Raw genomic sequence first — 15,236 nt, 5'->3', positions numbered from 1 at the left:
TGGTTCAAGCTGGCAAATCATGTAAAAATGATAGACTCATCAACGCTTTCGCTGTTCAGTTTTCAAAGAGCATTTTTTGTCGAACGTTTTTCATCTTATCACGTTCGCCATTTACGAGTCAAGACTTTTTTGTTGAAACTTGTTTTCTTTTCTCGTGTTTTGTCGTCGTTCTTGGCGACAAGGAATAATCTATCACATTCAAAAATAGAATACAAGAGCTTTTTTGCTAGATTTTCAAAAAAACTTAATGGCCTCTGGAAACCAGAGGCCATTTCCCCGATCTTTTCTCGGTTGAAGCTTATTGCGCCGTATATCCGGCGTCAATGACGACGGCCTGGCCTGTAATGCCTTGCGCTTTCTTGCTCGCCAAAAACGCAGCGTAGTCGGCGATTTCCTGCACCTGCAAAAGCCGCTTTTGCGGAACCAGTGGATAGATCACTTCTTCCATGACCTTTTCCAGCGGCACCTGTCTCGTTCTAGCCAGATCCGCCAACTGATTTTGTACCAGCGGCGTGTCGACATAGCCTGGGCAGATCGCATTGACGGTAATGCCGTCTGCCGCCCCCTCCAGCGCCGCCACCTTGGTCAAGCCGATTACCCCGTGTTTGGCGCTGTTGTACGCCGCTTTTCCCGCGAAGCCGATCAAGCCGTTGATGGAAGCCATATTAATGATCCTCCCGTACCCCTGCTGTTTCATTACGGGAAAGGCGTGCTTGATCGCGATAAAAGGCGCTGTCAGCATAATCGCGATCATTTGCTCAAACTTGGCCGTAGGAAACTCTTCGATCGGGGAGACAAACTGAAGTCCCGCATTGTTCACCAAAATATCGAGCTTGCCGAAAGTCTCCACGGCCTGCTGGATGCTTTGTTGCACCTGCACCTCGTTCGTGACGTCCGCGCTCACGCTCATCGCCTCATAGCCTTCCTGTTGTAAGCGAGCAGCCGCTGCCGCCGCCGCATCCCGATTCAAGTCCAACAGCATGACCTTTGCTCCCTCTGCCGCAAACGTCCGCGCAATCTCTAGCCCGATCCCGCTCGCTGCGCCTGTTACCAATGCCACTTGATTATCCAATAGCTTCTCCATATGGTTTGTCTCCTCTCCGGCATACTGTCTGTCCATCCCCCGTCCGTACGGGAAGATGTTGCGAACCTAGAAAATCGATACAGCGAAGGCCAGTACAAATACGGCGGCTGTTTTCAAAACGGTGATGGCAAAAATGTCCTTGTACGACTGGCGATGCGTCAAACCGGTAATGGCGAGCAGCGTGATAACCGCCCCGTTGTGCGGCAGCGTATCCATTCCGCCGGAAGCCATGGAAGCAATCCGGTGCAAGAGCTCCGGACTGATCCCGGCGGCGTTGGCCATCTCCAGGTATTGCTTGCCCATGACCTCCAGGGCAATCGACATCCCGCCGGACGCCGATCCGGTCACACCTGCCAGCACGTTTACCGCAATCGCCTCCGAAACCAGCGGATGGTCGCTCGCGCCCAAAATCCAGTCTTGAATCAGCTTGAAGCCAGGCAATGTTTTCACGACGTTTCCAAAGCCAACCTCGGACGCTGTATTGAAAATCGCCAGCAAAGCCCCCATCGCTGCTGCGGTCAAACCGCTTGCCAGCTTCGTTTTCACTTGCTTCACGTTGATGAGCAGCGCTGCAAGAATCCCCAGGCTCAATGAAATAATCAAGGCCCAGGACGATACAACGTTCTTCACTTTTTCAATTTTGAACGACTCTTTGAGCATGGTAGCGTCATACCAGTTTTCGACCGTCCAGATGCCTCTGCTGAACAGGTAGTTGCCCACGAGCACGAGCGCCAGCGGCAAAATCGCTACCCAAATATTCATGTACGATTCGGTTTTCACCAGCTCCGGCTCGTTCGAATGTCCCTCGCCGTAGCCTTCTCCGGCAGCAGCCGCCTGCTTGCGTCTGCGTTCCAGCCAGACCATCCCGCCAGTAAACACGATGATCGCGCCGATAATCCCGACCACCGGAGCCGCGTAGGCATCCGTACCGAAATACGTCGTAGGAATGATATTTTGAATTTGCGGCGTACCTGGCAAAGCATCCATCGTATAGGTGAACGCCCCGAGCGCAATGGTTCCCGGAATGAGGCGCTTCGGAATGTTTGCTTCACGGAAAATCGCTGCGGCAAACGGATATACGGCAAAAGCGACGACGAACAGCGAGACTCCGCCATACGTCAAAATCGAACACGCCAGCACGACCGCCAAAATCGCGCGATTGGAGCCAAGTGCCTTCACGATCGTATGCGCGATCGACGAAGCCGCACCGCTCAGCTCCATGACTTTTCCGAAAATCGCACCAAGCAGGAAGATAGGGAAAAATGATTTCACATAGTTGGCTGCGTTGGTCATGAATGTTTCCGTGTAGCTGGGCAGCAGGGCAATGCCCGACAACGCGACTGCCAGCAAAGTAAAGATCGGGGCAAAAACAATAACGGGGTAGCCCCGGTACGCAAAAAACATGAGCAGACCAAGCGCGATCACGATGGACAACACTTCAATAATCATACCATTCTCCTTTCAAATGGCCCTCCGCCTGGAGAGCATAGTGTGTGCACCCACCAAAAAGAAATCGCTTTCACCCTTTCTGAATTGCATGCATCGTGCCAACTTCGGCTAAATTCCGACAAATCGCGATCTGACAAGGCTTTCGGACAAGCGGGAAGCAACACGAAAATGAGAACGCTTGCAAAAACTTCCGGATTTCCGGAAAAACGCGTCCACTTTTATGGAATCTAGCAAAAAACACCGTGAAATCCATCCGACCGAAAAGTCAAAACCTTCTGCCGCTGTCCCCTTCTCTCTTTTTCTCTTTCCGGAAACGCGGAATCTAGCAAAATGCGACAGGGGATGACAGTTAGCCCTCTGGCACCGTTCAGCTTTTCTCGCGTGAACGTCGCGTGAACGTCGCCTACCTCTCCAGCACCTCCGACATCCACAACAACGCCAGCGCCTCTCACGATCAAAAAAAGCCGGAACCACGGCTCCTCCGCCATGTCCCAGCTTGTAAAAGCACGACCTTCATTTCTTCTGCTGATACTTCTCCCACTTTTCATAAAAGCTCGATTTGCTGATCTGCAAAAGCTTTGCCGCCTCCAGCTTGTTGCCTCCGGCCTGCTGCATCGCCAGCAAAATCGCTTCCCGCTCCGTCTCTTCCACCAACTGCTTGAGCGGCCGCAACTCCCTGCCGGACGGCAAAGCAGCAGCAACTGGCACCACCTCGTCAGAAGCCGGCAGCCAGATATGCTCCTTTCTCAGCACATCGTCCTCCACCAGATGCAGCGCCCGCTCCAGCACGTTTCGCAGTTCCCGCACGTTTCCCGGCCAGGAATAGCCGCGCAGCACAGGCCACACGTCCTCGTCGATCACCTTGACCGTGACGCCTGTGGACTCGCTCAGTTGTTTGAGCAGGTTGGAAACCAGCTCCGGCACATCCTCCAGCCGCTCCCGCAGCGGAGGAATCGACAGGGTGACTACGTTTAAGCGGTAGTACAGGTCGGCGCGGAACTTTCCTTCCTTGATGCGTTGCGGCAAATCCAGATTGGTAGAGGCGATGACCCGCACATCAATCGGCGTCGTCCGCACGGCCCCGACCCGCTCCACTTCTTTTTCCTGCAGCACCCGCAACAGCTTGGCTTGCAGCGGCAGCGGCATGTCCCCGATCTCGTCCAGCAGGATCGTTCCGTGATTGGCCAGCTCGAACTTGCCTTTTTTCCCGCGGCGCACCGCTCCGGTAAACGCGCCCTCTTCATAGCCAAACAGTTCGGACTCCAGCAATGAATCAGGAATCGCCGCACAGTTCACACGGATGAACGGCCCCATTTTCCGCTTGCTCTGCGCATGAATCGCATGGGCAAACAACTCCTTGCCCGTACCGCTCTCCCCGGTAATCAGCACCGTCGAATCGCTCGTCGCCACCTTTTGGGCGAATTTTTTCAACTCCAGCAGCTTTTGGCTGTACCCGACGATCTGGTCAAAATGATAGGTCGCCCCCATCCTGCGCCGCAGTTCTTTTTTATAGTACGTCAGCTCGTCCTTGAGCTGATCGACCATCGCGGCCAGGGCAGTCAGCTCCTGCACATCCTGAAACAACACCGTTCCGAGCACGGCAATGACCTTGCCCTCGTCCATGATCGGGATGCGGTGGGCGATCATCTTCTGTCCTTTGATTTGCTGGATATCGGCAATTTCCGCGACGCCCGCCTGGCCGACGATATGCATGCGCGTGTTTTCGATGACGTCCGTCACTGGCTTGCCGATGACGTCCTGCACATTCAAAAATTCCCGATAGCTCCGATTCATCAAAAGGATTTTGCCGTCCCTGTCCGTCACGACCATCGGCTCATGGGCATTTTCGAAGACGACCTCAAGCAGCTTGCTGATTTGCTGGAGATTCCAATCCAACCCGGCTCCCCCTTTGCCTGGAATATCGCTGTGCCGAACGGTCGTTCACAGCTCGTTATTTATGAATTATAGCAGGAGACATCAGGGGAAGCCTGTCTTTTCCCGCGAAAAGCACCACAAGCCCGCTCTACTGCGACTGCGATTGCACATTCGCCTGCACCTGCTTGACCAGGCGCTTGGGGGCTGCGCACAGATAGCCTTCCAGCACATAGTCGGCGAGCATGTCGTAGTCCGCGATATGTTGGGCGCGAATGGACACCCAGCCGTGCTGGCCAATGTACGGCGTCTTGTAAAAATGCTCCTGCGCCAGCAACATTTCCTGTGTCGTCTTGAGCACTTTGAAGGAAAGGGCTGGACCGTCGGCGCCGCCCTCTCCCATCATGACAAACGGCTTGTCGTTTACCCGAAACGACGTGTGCCCAAAAGCATCCACCCGTTCCGTTACCTCCGGCAGACGGATCGCCAGCTTTCTCACAGCCGCTTCCATAGCCAAACCTTCTTTGGATGAAATCCGCTCATGCGCCACCTGACCGCACCCCCGTTCTTTTTTTTCCACGCTCTGGCCCAGCCTCGCTCGCGCCTGGGACAAGGCCAGAACATGTGCCTCTCCCGCAATCCGGGATGACCACGTGACGCAGCCTCAAGAGGTTCCCATCTGTTCTGCGTCCGGTCCCGGCTTTCCTTCTTTCAGACGATACAGCGGCAAAATAAAGCTCAATCCGATCAGGAACAGCACCGCCGAAATCACATAGATGACCACGAGCGGAAGATGCGGCTTCAACACCCCTGCCAGACTCATCATGATGACCATCGAACCTGTAAACAGCGGAGTCAAAATCCCGTTAACCCGCCCGATGAAGGAGCTTTCGGTATAGCTGAGCAGCATCGTATTGATGCCGATCTGGATGCACGGCAAAAGCAATCCGGCAACCAGCTGGGCCAACAGCGTCAGCCACAAATGCGTAGACATCCCGCAAATGCCCAGGGCAACCGCATTTCCCAGCATCCCCAGGATGAGCAATCTTTGCGGAGGAACACTTTTCGCCAGCGCCATCGTCAGCGCCCCTCCTACAATCATGCCCGCGCCCTGCACCATCAATAGCCATTGCAGGCTTTCCTTCGGCAGATGGAGCTGTTCTGTCACCAGGAAAATGGTCAACGGCTGCACCATCCCCATACCGAGTCCCGCTGCCATGAAGCAGGCACCCAACAGCGACAGCACCCGATTGGAGAGTACGTAGCGAATTCCGCTCGCCATCTCCGCAAGCAGAGCCGCGTCTTGCTTCTCCCCGGCCTCCACACGGTCAGGCGGCAACAGGTACAGCACGCCAGCAGAAGCCAGAAACGCGATGGCCGTAATCAGCATAGACACTTCCATTCCCCACTGCTGGAACACAAATGTGCCGACAATCGGCCCCAGCACCATGAAAATGGCAAAGATCGTCTGATAGGCGGACATCCCGGCTTGCAGCTGCTCAGCAGGCACATGCAGCTTGAACAGCTTCATCCCGGACGGCTGGGAAAACTGGGAGAGAACGGCCGAAATCAGCGTAGCGAAGAAAATCGCCTTCCACGTTCCCAGCATAAACGTGATGAGCACCGCGACCACCGACAAGGCGCTGAGCAGATCACACCAGACCATCGTCCGCTTCGGCCGCCAACGATCGGCAAACGTCCCCGCGAGAAAAGAAAAGAGAAAAATCGGCGCATACTCCGCCACCGAAATCATGGACACCGCGAACGGGTCACCTCCCGTATGGTCCATCACGTAAAGCAGGATGGCAAAGTTGCGCACCCAAATCCCGACTTGCAAAAACAGGCCGGACAACAAAATCGCCCGAACATAGCGGTTTTGCAGCATCGTAACCATAAAAAATGCCTCCTTATCCATGTTGCGATCTGGACAGGAGGCATTACATATCGACACCAAAAAGACATAGAAACCTTCTGCAAGACTTACAAAGGCTCTACCATCCATTTGCCAATATGCCCATACTACTCCCCATCCAAAAATCGCATCGTTTTGATCCGATTGCTTTTGTGGAAACAGGAGTTAGTAGATCATTGGCTTGATGGTCACCCTTCCTTGTAGAATGCTCCAAGGGTACCACAAAAAGTAACAGCTTGACAAGAAAAATTGTTCGTGACTTGTCCTACGCTTGGTCCACCCAGGTGATTCGCTCCATTGCCGGTACGCGCGGCTGCGGGCTCGGAATCGCCATGATTTTGTTGTAAAACTTCTCGCCTACTTCTTTCTTTTTCGCAGGGTCCAGCTCACGCTTTTCCTTCATGATCCGCACCGCTTCGGCGATTCTTCTGCGCCCTTCGCCGTACGTCACGATAAAGCGCCACGGCTGGGTCATGTGGTAATTCGGCGCCCAAACGGCTGTGTCCAACAGTTCGGCAACCAGCGCCGGGTCTACCTCGCGATCGGCAAAGCGGTGAATGGAGCGGCGCTCCCTGATCAATGTTGCCAGTTCCATTTTCGTTCCTCCCTTGTCTCCCCGAAAGCCAGAGGAGCGCCCCTCGTATAAGTGGCGCTCTCTCTACCTTCTCGCTCTGCTGAGCAGATAGAAGAAATACGGTACGCCAATTATCGAAATGACAATCCCCACCGGCAGTTCGACTGGGGTAAACACGGTCTTGGCGATAAAGTCCGCAGCCACCACCATCAACATCCCGATCGTGCCCGACAGCGGCAGGACGTGTCTGTGCGCAATTCCCGCCAAGCGCTTGGCGATGTGTGGCGCCATCAACCCGACAAAGCCGATGCTGCCGGACACGGAGACGCACGCGCTGACGATCCCGATGCTGGACAACAGCAGACGGTTGCGCTCTTTTTCTACCGACACCCCGAGGCTTTTCACCGATTCCTCGCCAAGCTGCATCAAATCGAGTACGTGCGCCTTGCGCAAGAGGACCGGGGCCAACAGGATGAGCCACGGAAGCATGCCCGTAATGTGGGTCCAGTTCGCATTCCAGATGCTTCCTGTCAGCCATACCGTCGCCATTTCGAAGTCGTTCGGATTCATTTTCAGCGACAGGTACAGTGACACAGCGCCCAGACCGGAGCCGATGGCGATTCCGACCAGGATCAACCGTTGCGGGTCAAGCGTTCCTTTGCGCCAGGCGAACAGGTAGATCAGCGCTGCGGCGAGCAAGCCCCCGGTCAAACCGAAGAGCGGCATCGCCATGATCGAAAACCAGCTTGCCTCCGTAAACGTTCCTTGGAAAAAAAACATGAACGCGACAATCGCCGCCCCAGCCCCGGCGTTGATCCCCAAAATCCCGGGATCCGCCAGGCCGTTGCGGGTAATGCCTTGAATGACGGCCCCGGCAATGCCCAGGCCAAAGCCGACCAAAGCCGCAATGACGATGCGCGGCAAGCGAAAATCGAAAATGACGAGATCGTGATCGGCGGACGGTTCGATGCGCAGCAAGGTGCGTACGACATCCGTCACCGACATGTCGAACACCCCATTTGTCAGGCTGATGTAAATCGCCGCCACAATCAGAAGGATGTTCCCTGTCAGCAGCAGGGGATACCTGCTTTTTTTCTCAGGCATGCTTGTCTCCCCCTCTCTTGTAAATCAGGTAGAGGAAGAACGGTACGCCTATAAACGCCGTCACCACTCCGATCGGCGTCTCGAACGGGCTGTTCAAAAAGCGGCTGAGCACATCCGCCAGCCCGAGGAAAACGGCGCCCAACACGCCCGCGCACGGAACGATCCAGCGATAATCGAGCCCGACCAAAAAGCGGGTGATGTGCGGAATAACCAGGCCGACAAAGCCGATCTTTCCGGCCAGTGCGACCGAAATGCCCGTGAGAATGACGACGGCCGCCGTAGCCAGCACTTTGACCAGCATCGTCTTTTGTCCCAGACTGAGCGAGATTTCCTCGCCCAGGGACAAAATCGTGATGGACTTGGACAAAAGCAAGGCCATGACAATGCCGACGACGGCAAACGGAATCGCCAGCGAGATCAGCGTCGGCTCCAATTGGTGAAGCCGGGCGTTGTACCAGAAGCTGACGTTTTGCGAGACTTGAAAATACGAAGCGATTGCCGCCGAGACACTGCTCAGAAACGTTCCCGTGATCGTCCCGATCACCGCCAAAGCAACAGGCGAAAAGCCGTTTGGCAGCAACCTGGACAAAGCGAGTACCATCATGACCGCTGCTGCCGATCCGGCGAGCGACATGAAGATCATCGTCGTGTTCGATGCAGCAGGCATGAGCACCATGCAAAGCGTAATGGCGAAGGCCGATCCGTCGGAGACCCCCATAATAGAGGGGGACGCGAGGTAGTTCCTCGTCATCCCCTGCATGAGTGCCCCCGATATGGCCAGAAACGCTCCGATCATGAGTGCGCCCAACACTCGCGGCAGTCGGGAGTGCATGATGATCTGGTGGTCCACGTTCCCTTCGTCAAACTGGAAAAGAGCCTGATAGATGGTAGACGCGTCGATCTGCTTGGCCCCGTACAAAATGGAGAGCACGATCACGAGCACAATCGCTAGGGGCGAAACCGCAAGTATGAGGATAGGTACTGCTTTTTTCGATGGCATGCGATGAACCTCGCCCACTCCCTACTTGGCAGACAATTTTTCACCAGCGGCCTTCAGGAAGTTTACTTTACTCCAGGCTGTTCCGCCTTGTGCGAGCGGATCGACTACGTTTACGAACACGTTGCCGTTTTTCACCGCGTTGATGCTCTTCCAGATCGGGTTGTTTTGCAAATCTTCCAGCGCTTTCGGGTTGTCTTTGTTCTCGTCCGTAGAGAATTGGACGAAGATGTAATCCGGGTTCATTTCGCTGAATTTCTCCAGCGACACGACTTCTTGCGCCTTCGCGGCTTTTACTTCCGCCGGAGCTGTCAGACCCAGGTCAGCATACAAGGACGGGTTGAAGAACACTTTTTCCGGATAAATGTTGATGCTGCCGCCGCGTACACGGATCACGACGACTTTTTTGTCTTTCAAGCTGTCGCCCAGTTGTGCTTTGGCTGCTTCTACCTCTTTTTTGTAGTCCTCGATCACTTTTTGCGCTTCCGCTTGTTTGCCCGTCAGCTCACCCAGCAAGAGCAGGTTTGCTTCCCAGTTGGTAGAAATGTGCGAAACCGGGAAGGTCGTTTTGATTTTGTTCAATTTCTCCATCGTTTCTGGCGGGAATTTGCTGCTGCCCAGAATGACGTCCGGCTTCAAGGACAGGATGGTTTCGAGGTTGGGCTGGGTTTTCTCCCCGATGGATTGCGCTTCGCCGGTTACCGGTGCGAACATCTCCGGGAACTTGCCGCCGACGGAAATCGCTCCCACCGGCTTCACGCCGAGCACGAGCGCATCTTCCATGGACTCCATGCTGCCTGTGATGACGATGCGTTCGGTTTTGCTGGGAACGGTGTATTCCTTGTCGAGGTATTGGATCGTGCGTGTTTCCTGCTGGGTTGCTTCTCCCGCTGGCTTCTCAGCCGTTGTTGCAGGTGCGGCATTGCTGTTTGCCGCGTTGGAGTTTGCTGCTTGCTGTCCGCCGCACGCAGTCAGCGCCAGTGCCAGCATGGCGACGCTAATACCGAAATATATCTTTTTCATCCTTTGAAAAGCCCCTCTCTCCTGTGTACATCACGTTTTATTGATAACGATTATCATTCGTGATTATAAAGCATCTGCGTATCCTCGACCATGGACGATATCCAGAATCAACATGGACGATCTCCTGAAAGAAGCTTCACGCATTGGTCGATGATCCGCTCATGGGCCATCGCTGAATATTCCCGCCACGGGTCTGACGTAATCAGATGCGTCCGGTTGTTGCGGACAGCCTTCAAGTCCTGCCAAGGCACCGATAGCTTGAGCAGCCGGAAATGCTCCAGCGTCTCCGCTTCCTGACAAACCAGCAGCAAGATTCTGTCCGGGTCAAGCACCGCCACCTCCTGGAGCGTCACAGCCTGGTCGTATACCTTCGCTTGGGTGACATAGGCCGGCTTCATTTGCAGACCGTGGTAAAAAACGTCGTACATGCTGCGATTGCAATGTACCGCCAGCTCCTGTTTGAATACGCGCAAGATGAGAAACTTCTCCTCGCCCAGCTTTTTCCGCAGTCTTTCCCGCATTCTAGCCAGCTTTTCCTCATACGCGGCGAGCCAGTGCTTGGCCTCTGCCGATTCGCCCAAAAAATCGCCGATCATCAGCAGTTGCTCTTGCCACTCCAGCTCTTCGAACGGCACGAATAACGTCGGCGCAATCCGGCCGAGCTGTTCCCTTTCCTGCGCATTGGCCTTGTCCAAGGACAGGATGACGTCCGGTCTGGCTTCCTGCAGCATCTCGATATTTGCCTTCCAGTTTTCATTTTGGCGAAACGCGCTCAGGTGAACGGGAATGTCGTTGCGGTAGTTCTGGTGGTAGAAGGCCGTCCATTTCGGGTGAAGCGGCGCTGCATACGGCATCATCTTCAACGCCAGCATCTGCCCGATGAGCGGCGCTCTGTAGGCAGCGATTTTACGATGACGGCTTTTCATATAAATCGTAGGAGAAACGCCCACTTCTTTTTTGAATTTGCGGCTGAAGTAGAATTCGTCGTTGTAGCCTACCTGGTGGGCGATCTCCCGCAGCTTGGCGTGGGACTGCGCCATCAGTTGCTTCGCCCGGCTGATGCGCAATTCGGTAACGTAGTCCATCGCGGATACGCCGTACGTCTTTTTATACAAGTCCACAAAATATTTCGGACTGACTTCAGCGATACGCGCCAATTGCTCAATCGTGATCGTTTGGGCGTAATGCTCTTCCATGTAAGCGCGGGCCCGCTCCAGTGCCGTAGCGGAGTCTTGGGCGGTGAAATCGACCGACTTGACGATGTGGTACCACAGCTCCTGAAACAAAATCTGGCTGCGGAGGCGGGCAATGCCACCATCCTGCTGCCACTGCTCCGCAATCGAATCACAATGCATGACAAGCTGCCCGGCTGATCGGACAGAAACCTCGCCTACCAAAGGAAATTCGCTCTCTTCACGCAAAACGCGCAGCTGTCTTTTCCGCTTTCTGGACTCCCGAAACACATCAAAGCGCAACACGTACATCCGCAAGTCGTCCACCGAGTCCGGGGCGATTCCGAAGGTGCTCATCGGCGGGCAAACGTAAATGGCATCCTGGCGCAGCTGATGCTCCACGTTTTCCAGTCGCAGGCGTCCGCGTCCCCCGGTTACCAGCAGCAAGATGTGCGCGTTCGTAAACTGTTGGCGCAGACGCTCATGCTCATCCCCTTTTACCCAGGCGATGTCGCGAAGCTTGAACATGACATCGGGCATCACATGCTCGGTAAACTCTTGAAACAAGGCTTGCCTGTCGCTCATCATTGTCACACCTTTTGCCTTCCTGATTCGTTCCCGTCACACAGCATGAGGGGAAAAGCGAATCGTTGTCGCTTCTTTTTGATAACCATTCTCATTATCGTGCTAAAAGTATACCAAAACAGGGCCTCGCTTCCTATCTCCTGTTTTTGGCGCATGCCTGCAGCTTTCCAAGCGCATACTGAACGAGCTTTGGATTCTGGCTGTCCATGCCGTACAAGAGCGTCCAGAAGCTGATCGTCTTGACGTAAAACGTCGTGATCCGTTCCCAAAACGTAGCGTCGATCTCCCGGGTGTAATGGCTGGATACTTTGTGGGCAAAGGCAGCGCCGTACGACCGGTAGATCCCGACAAAATCATAGGCAGGGTCCCCTACCCCTATCGCTCCAAAATCAATAATGCCGTTCAGTTGTCTTTGCGCAAAGTCGTAGAGCAGATGCTCCGGCTTCAAGTCGTTGTGCAGCAATGTCGGCTTGAACAAGAAGTAGCCTGGGTTCGCCAAAAACGAGTGGAAGGTTTGCCGGGTCCACCGCTGCAGTTCGACAGGCATCAAGCCAAAAGCCTTCCGCTCAATCCGGGCCAAAACATTTTCGTAAAAGAGGCGGGTCAACCCTGCATCCATCGGCTTGTCAAACGACTTTTCCAGCGGGTAGGCATGCAGGCCGCTCAGAAATCCGCCAATCGCTTCCGCCACGCTCTCCCGCTCCTGTCCGGACAGTTCGCTCATCTCCTCCCGACTCAGCGGCTTGCCGGAAATCATCGGATAGCCGACGTACTGGATGCTATCGCTCGGTGCAGAAAAATAGAGAAACTGGGGAATCGCCACAGGCACCATCGACCCGAGCTGCGGCAAAATTTGCGTCTCCCGGCTGAGAGTCGCCTTGGCTGCTTCGGTCTTGGGAAAGCGGAAGATCATTCTCTCTCCCACAATGACGACGAAATTGCTCCAGCCTGTATCGTCCGTCCGAAATGTTTCGTTACGTAGCTCTGGATACCGTTCTTGCAAAAGCTTGCGCAAAGGCTCAAGTTGCACACGAAATACGCCCCTTTCCAGACCGCGTTCTTCTTCCGTTGCTGTATCGTATGACTTGACTGACGAAAGGCACCGATAAAATGCCCGCCAGAGAGCTTGCCGGGCAGGATTTTCGGGCTTTGCCGAAATGGATCGGCTCTTCAAAAAATTTTTTTTAACAATAGACAGCAAATATAGTATAATGGTGATAATGATTTTCATTTTCGTAAATATTCATACTAGAGAGATTTTTGCACATAAATGGCGGGTTGTTTACCACAAATACAGACAGAGAAAGGGAGGATTCTATGGAAAAAGTTTTGGAAGTAAAAGACTTACACGTGTCCTTTGACACGTATGCAGGCGAGGTAAAAGCGGTGCGAGGGGTTTCCTTCGACTTGTACAAAGGCGAAACGCTGGCCATCGTAGGGGAATCCGGCTCTGGAAAATCCGTTACCTCGCAAGCCCTCATGCGGCTGATCCCTTCTCCCCCGGGACGTATTCCGAAAGGACAAGTCCTGTTTGAAGGAAGAGATCTGGTCACCCTGTCGGAAAAAGAAATGCAGGACGTTCGCGGCCGCGATATCTCGATGATTTTCCAGGATCCGATGACCTCGCTCAACCCGACCATGACGATCGGGAACCAGATCATGGAGAGCTTTATCAAGCACCAAAAGCTGGGGCGCTCCGAAGCGCGCGCTCGCGCCGTCGAGCTTTTGGAAATGGTCGGCATTCCGTTCGCAAAAGAACGCGTCGATCAATACCCGCACCAATTCTCCGGAGGGATGCGCCAACGGATCGTCATTGCAATCGCGCTCGCCTGCAATCCCAAGATCATCATTGCCGACGAGCCGACGACCGCGCTGGACGTTTCCATTCAGGCGCAAATTTTGGAGCTGCTCAAAGACATTCAGAAAAAGACAGGCACCTCGATCATCTTCATTACCCATGACCTCGGCGTCGTAGCCAACATGGCTGACCGTGTAGCCGTCATGTACGCGGGAAAAATCGTCGAGATCGGAAAAGTCGACGAAATTTTCTACGATCCGAAGCATCCGTACACATGGGGCCTGCTCGGCTCGATGCCTAGCCTCGATACGGACGACGAAGAGCTGATGTCGATTCCCGGCTCTCCGCCAGACATGTTCAAGCCGCCTGTCGGCGATGCGTTTGCTGCACGCAATCCGTACGCCCTGAAAGTCGATCTGGAATACGAGCCGCCGATGTTCAAAATCTCCGACACGCACTACGCGGCAACCTGGCTGCTGCACGAAATGGCTCCGCAGATCGACCCGCCTGCTTCTGCTGTGCGACGCAAAACGGCTACAACAGAGAAAAAGAAAGGCGAAAATCTGCGTCCGCAAGCGGCCGTCTCGTACGACCAACGCGAGAAGCTCGTCGAAATCAAAAATTTGAAACAGTATTTCGATCTTGGCGGCGGACAAGTCTTGAAGGCGGTCGACGGCATCAGCTTTGACATCTACAAAGGCGAGATTTTCGGACTGGTCGGCGAATCCGGGTGTGGAAAATCCACGACGGGCCGTACCATCCTGCGTCTGTACGACGCCACTGACGGCGAGGTGCTGTTCAAAGGCAAAAGCGTCCACGGCAAAAAATCAGGCGCAGAGAAAAAATGGCTGAACCGCAAAATTCAGATGATTTTCCAGGACCCGTATTCGTCCCTGAATCCTCGTCTGACCGTGTCCGATATTATCGCCGAAGGGCTGGATATCCACAAACTGGCTACCAAAGAACAACGAATCGCAAAAGTGCATGAGCTTCTGGAAACAGTCGGCCTCAACCGCGAGCACGCCAACCGTTACCCGCATGAGTTCAGCGGCGGTCAGCGCCAGCGCATCGGAATCGCCCGCGCTCTCGCAGTCGATCCCGAGTTTATCATCGCCGACGAGCCGATCTCTGCGCTCGACGTATCCATCCAGGCGCAGGTCATCAACCTGCTCAAGCGCCTGCAAAAGGAAAAAGGGCTGACCTATCTGTTCATCGCCCATGACCTGTCGATGGTGAAATACATCAGCGACCGCATCGGCGTCATGTATCGCGGTCGCATCGTCGAGTTGGCGGAAAGCAATCGCCTGTACGAAAACCCGATTCACCCGTACACCAAATCCCTGCTCTCTGCCATTCCTCTGCCCGATCCGGATTACGAGCGCAACCGCAAACGGATTGTGTTCGACGATCAGGAGTACCTGCAAAACCAGGACGAGGAAAGAGTGCTGCGGGAAATCGAGCCAGGCCACTATGTCGCCTGCACCCGGAAGGAATTTGAACGCTACGGCGGCGGCGTGCTGGTCTAACGACTCGCGTAACAACCGTCTGCCCGTTACCACACCGGCCCAATCAAAAAGGGAGAGAGCCTTATGGTCTGACCCCTGTCAAGTAGACAGATATTAATTGAGGCTGTATTATTAGGCGGCTGTAGCCCTGAATTCCCTAG

13 protein-coding genes are annotated in these 15,236 nt (G+C 54.5%); 2 read left to right on the top strand and 11 right to left on the bottom strand.

Annotation, left to right across the window (positions count from 1 at the left end; genetic code table 11):
• Positions 1-327 (top strand): hypothetical protein (locus ACTHO6_RS20750; protein WP_440243698.1); only part of this gene is annotated, 327 nt, incomplete at its 5' end.
• Here the strand turns inward: ACTHO6_RS20750 and ACTHO6_RS20745 are convergent.
• The 11 genes from ACTHO6_RS20745 to ACTHO6_RS20695 all read right to left on the bottom strand — a co-directional run bounded on the left by ACTHO6_RS20745 (position 299) and on the right by ACTHO6_RS20695 (position 12,802).
• A complete protein-coding gene (locus tag ACTHO6_RS20745; RefSeq protein WP_440243696.1) occupies positions 299-1,084 on the bottom strand; it encodes a 3-hydroxybutyrate dehydrogenase in 786 nt (261 codons plus the stop codon). The two genes, ACTHO6_RS20750 and ACTHO6_RS20745, sit on opposite strands and share 29 nt — an antisense overlap.
• A gap of 66 nt (positions 1,085-1,150) precedes the next feature.
• The gene (locus ACTHO6_RS20740; RefSeq protein WP_440243694.1) at positions 1,151-2,533 is read right to left on the bottom strand and encodes a GntP family permease; all 1,383 of its coding nucleotides are present in this window, start codon (positions 2,531-2,533) and stop codon (positions 1,151-1,153) included.
• Positions 2,534-3,046: 513 nt separating this feature from the next.
• Entirely contained in the window at positions 3,047-4,429 is a 1,383-nt protein-coding gene (locus ACTHO6_RS20735; RefSeq protein WP_440243692.1) for a sigma-54 interaction domain-containing protein, read from the bottom strand.
• Positions 4,430-4,556: 127 nt separating this feature from the next.
• Positions 4,557-4,955 (bottom strand): MmcQ/YjbR family DNA-binding protein, encoded by a 399-nt coding sequence (locus ACTHO6_RS20730; protein ID WP_440243702.1) that lies wholly within the window; start codon positions 4,953-4,955, stop codon positions 4,557-4,559.
• A gap of 114 nt (positions 4,956-5,069) precedes the next feature.
• On the bottom strand, positions 5,070-6,299 hold the full coding sequence (locus tag ACTHO6_RS20725; RefSeq protein WP_440243690.1) for an MFS transporter: 1,230 nt from the start codon (positions 6,297-6,299) through the stop codon (positions 5,070-5,072).
• 283 nt (positions 6,300-6,582) lie between these two features.
• A complete protein-coding gene (locus tag ACTHO6_RS20720; protein ID WP_440243688.1) occupies positions 6,583-6,912 on the bottom strand; it encodes a nitroreductase family protein in 330 nt (109 codons plus the stop codon).
• Positions 6,913-6,975: 63 nt separating this feature from the next.
• Positions 6,976-7,995: a FecCD family ABC transporter permease gene (locus ACTHO6_RS20715; RefSeq protein ID WP_440243686.1), complete on the bottom strand. Its 1,020-nt coding sequence runs from the start codon at positions 7,993-7,995 to the stop codon at positions 6,976-6,978.
• Entirely contained in the window at positions 7,988-8,995 is a 1,008-nt protein-coding gene (locus ACTHO6_RS20710) for a FecCD family ABC transporter permease (RefSeq protein WP_440243684.1), read from the bottom strand. Before ACTHO6_RS20710 ends, ACTHO6_RS20715 begins: the two co-directional genes overlap by 8 nt.
• A 21-nt stretch (positions 8,996-9,016) precedes the next feature.
• Entirely contained in the window at positions 9,017-10,015 is a 999-nt protein-coding gene (locus ACTHO6_RS20705) for an iron-hydroxamate ABC transporter substrate-binding protein (RefSeq protein WP_440243682.1), read from the bottom strand.
• A 107-nt stretch (positions 10,016-10,122) separates the two neighbouring features.
• Positions 10,123-11,775: an AraC family transcriptional regulator gene (locus tag ACTHO6_RS20700; protein ID WP_440243700.1), complete on the bottom strand. Its 1,653-nt coding sequence runs from the start codon at positions 11,773-11,775 to the stop codon at positions 10,123-10,125.
• A 130-nt stretch (positions 11,776-11,905) separates the two neighbouring features.
• Positions 11,906-12,802: a phosphotransferase family protein gene (locus tag ACTHO6_RS20695; protein WP_440243680.1), complete on the bottom strand. Its 897-nt coding sequence runs from the start codon at positions 12,800-12,802 to the stop codon at positions 11,906-11,908.
• A gap of 287 nt (positions 12,803-13,089) precedes the next feature.
• Between ACTHO6_RS20695 and ACTHO6_RS20690 the strand changes: the two genes are divergently transcribed.
• Entirely contained in the window at positions 13,090-15,096 is a 2,007-nt protein-coding gene (locus ACTHO6_RS20690; RefSeq protein WP_440243678.1) for an ABC transporter ATP-binding protein, read from the top strand.
• Positions 15,097-15,236: the final 140 nt, after the last annotated feature.

This window comes from Brevibacillus sp. SAFN-007a, from assembly GCF_051967035.1.
Classification (GTDB): domain Bacteria; phylum Bacillota; class Bacilli; order Brevibacillales; family Brevibacillaceae; genus Brevibacillus.
The sequence above is the reverse complement of the archived record's forward strand: the minus strand, read 5'-3'. Positions and strand labels throughout refer to the sequence as shown.

What these genes read in the sequence shown, in the direction of transcription:
- ACTHO6_RS20700 (WP_440243700.1), bottom strand. Translation starts at nt 11,775, where the DNA reads ATGATGAGCGACAGGCAAGCCTTGTTTCAAGAGTTTACCGAGCATGTG.
- ACTHO6_RS20710 (WP_440243684.1), bottom strand. Translation starts at nt 8,995, where the DNA reads ATGCCATCGAAAAAAGCAGTACCTATCCTCATACTTGCGGTTTCGCCC.
- ACTHO6_RS20740 (WP_440243694.1), bottom strand. Translation starts at nt 2,533, where the DNA reads ATGATTATTGAAGTGTTGTCCATCGTGATCGCGCTTGGTCTGCTCATG.
- ACTHO6_RS20720 (WP_440243688.1), bottom strand. Translation starts at nt 6,912, where the DNA reads ATGGAACTGGCAACATTGATCAGGGAGCGCCGCTCCATTCACCGCTTT.
- ACTHO6_RS20690 (WP_440243678.1), top strand. Translation starts at nt 13,090, where the DNA reads ATGGAAAAAGTTTTGGAAGTAAAAGACTTACACGTGTCCTTTGACACG.
- ACTHO6_RS20745 (WP_440243696.1), bottom strand. Translation starts at nt 1,084, where the DNA reads ATGGAGAAGCTATTGGATAATCAAGTGGCATTGGTAACAGGCGCAGCG.
- ACTHO6_RS20725 (WP_440243690.1), bottom strand. Translation starts at nt 6,299, where the DNA reads ATGGTTACGATGCTGCAAAACCGCTATGTTCGGGCGATTTTGTTGTCC.
- ACTHO6_RS20705 (WP_440243682.1), bottom strand. Translation starts at nt 10,015, where the DNA reads ATGAAAAAGATATATTTCGGTATTAGCGTCGCCATGCTGGCACTGGCG.
- ACTHO6_RS20715 (WP_440243686.1), bottom strand. Translation starts at nt 7,995, where the DNA reads ATGCCTGAGAAAAAAAGCAGGTATCCCCTGCTGCTGACAGGGAACATC.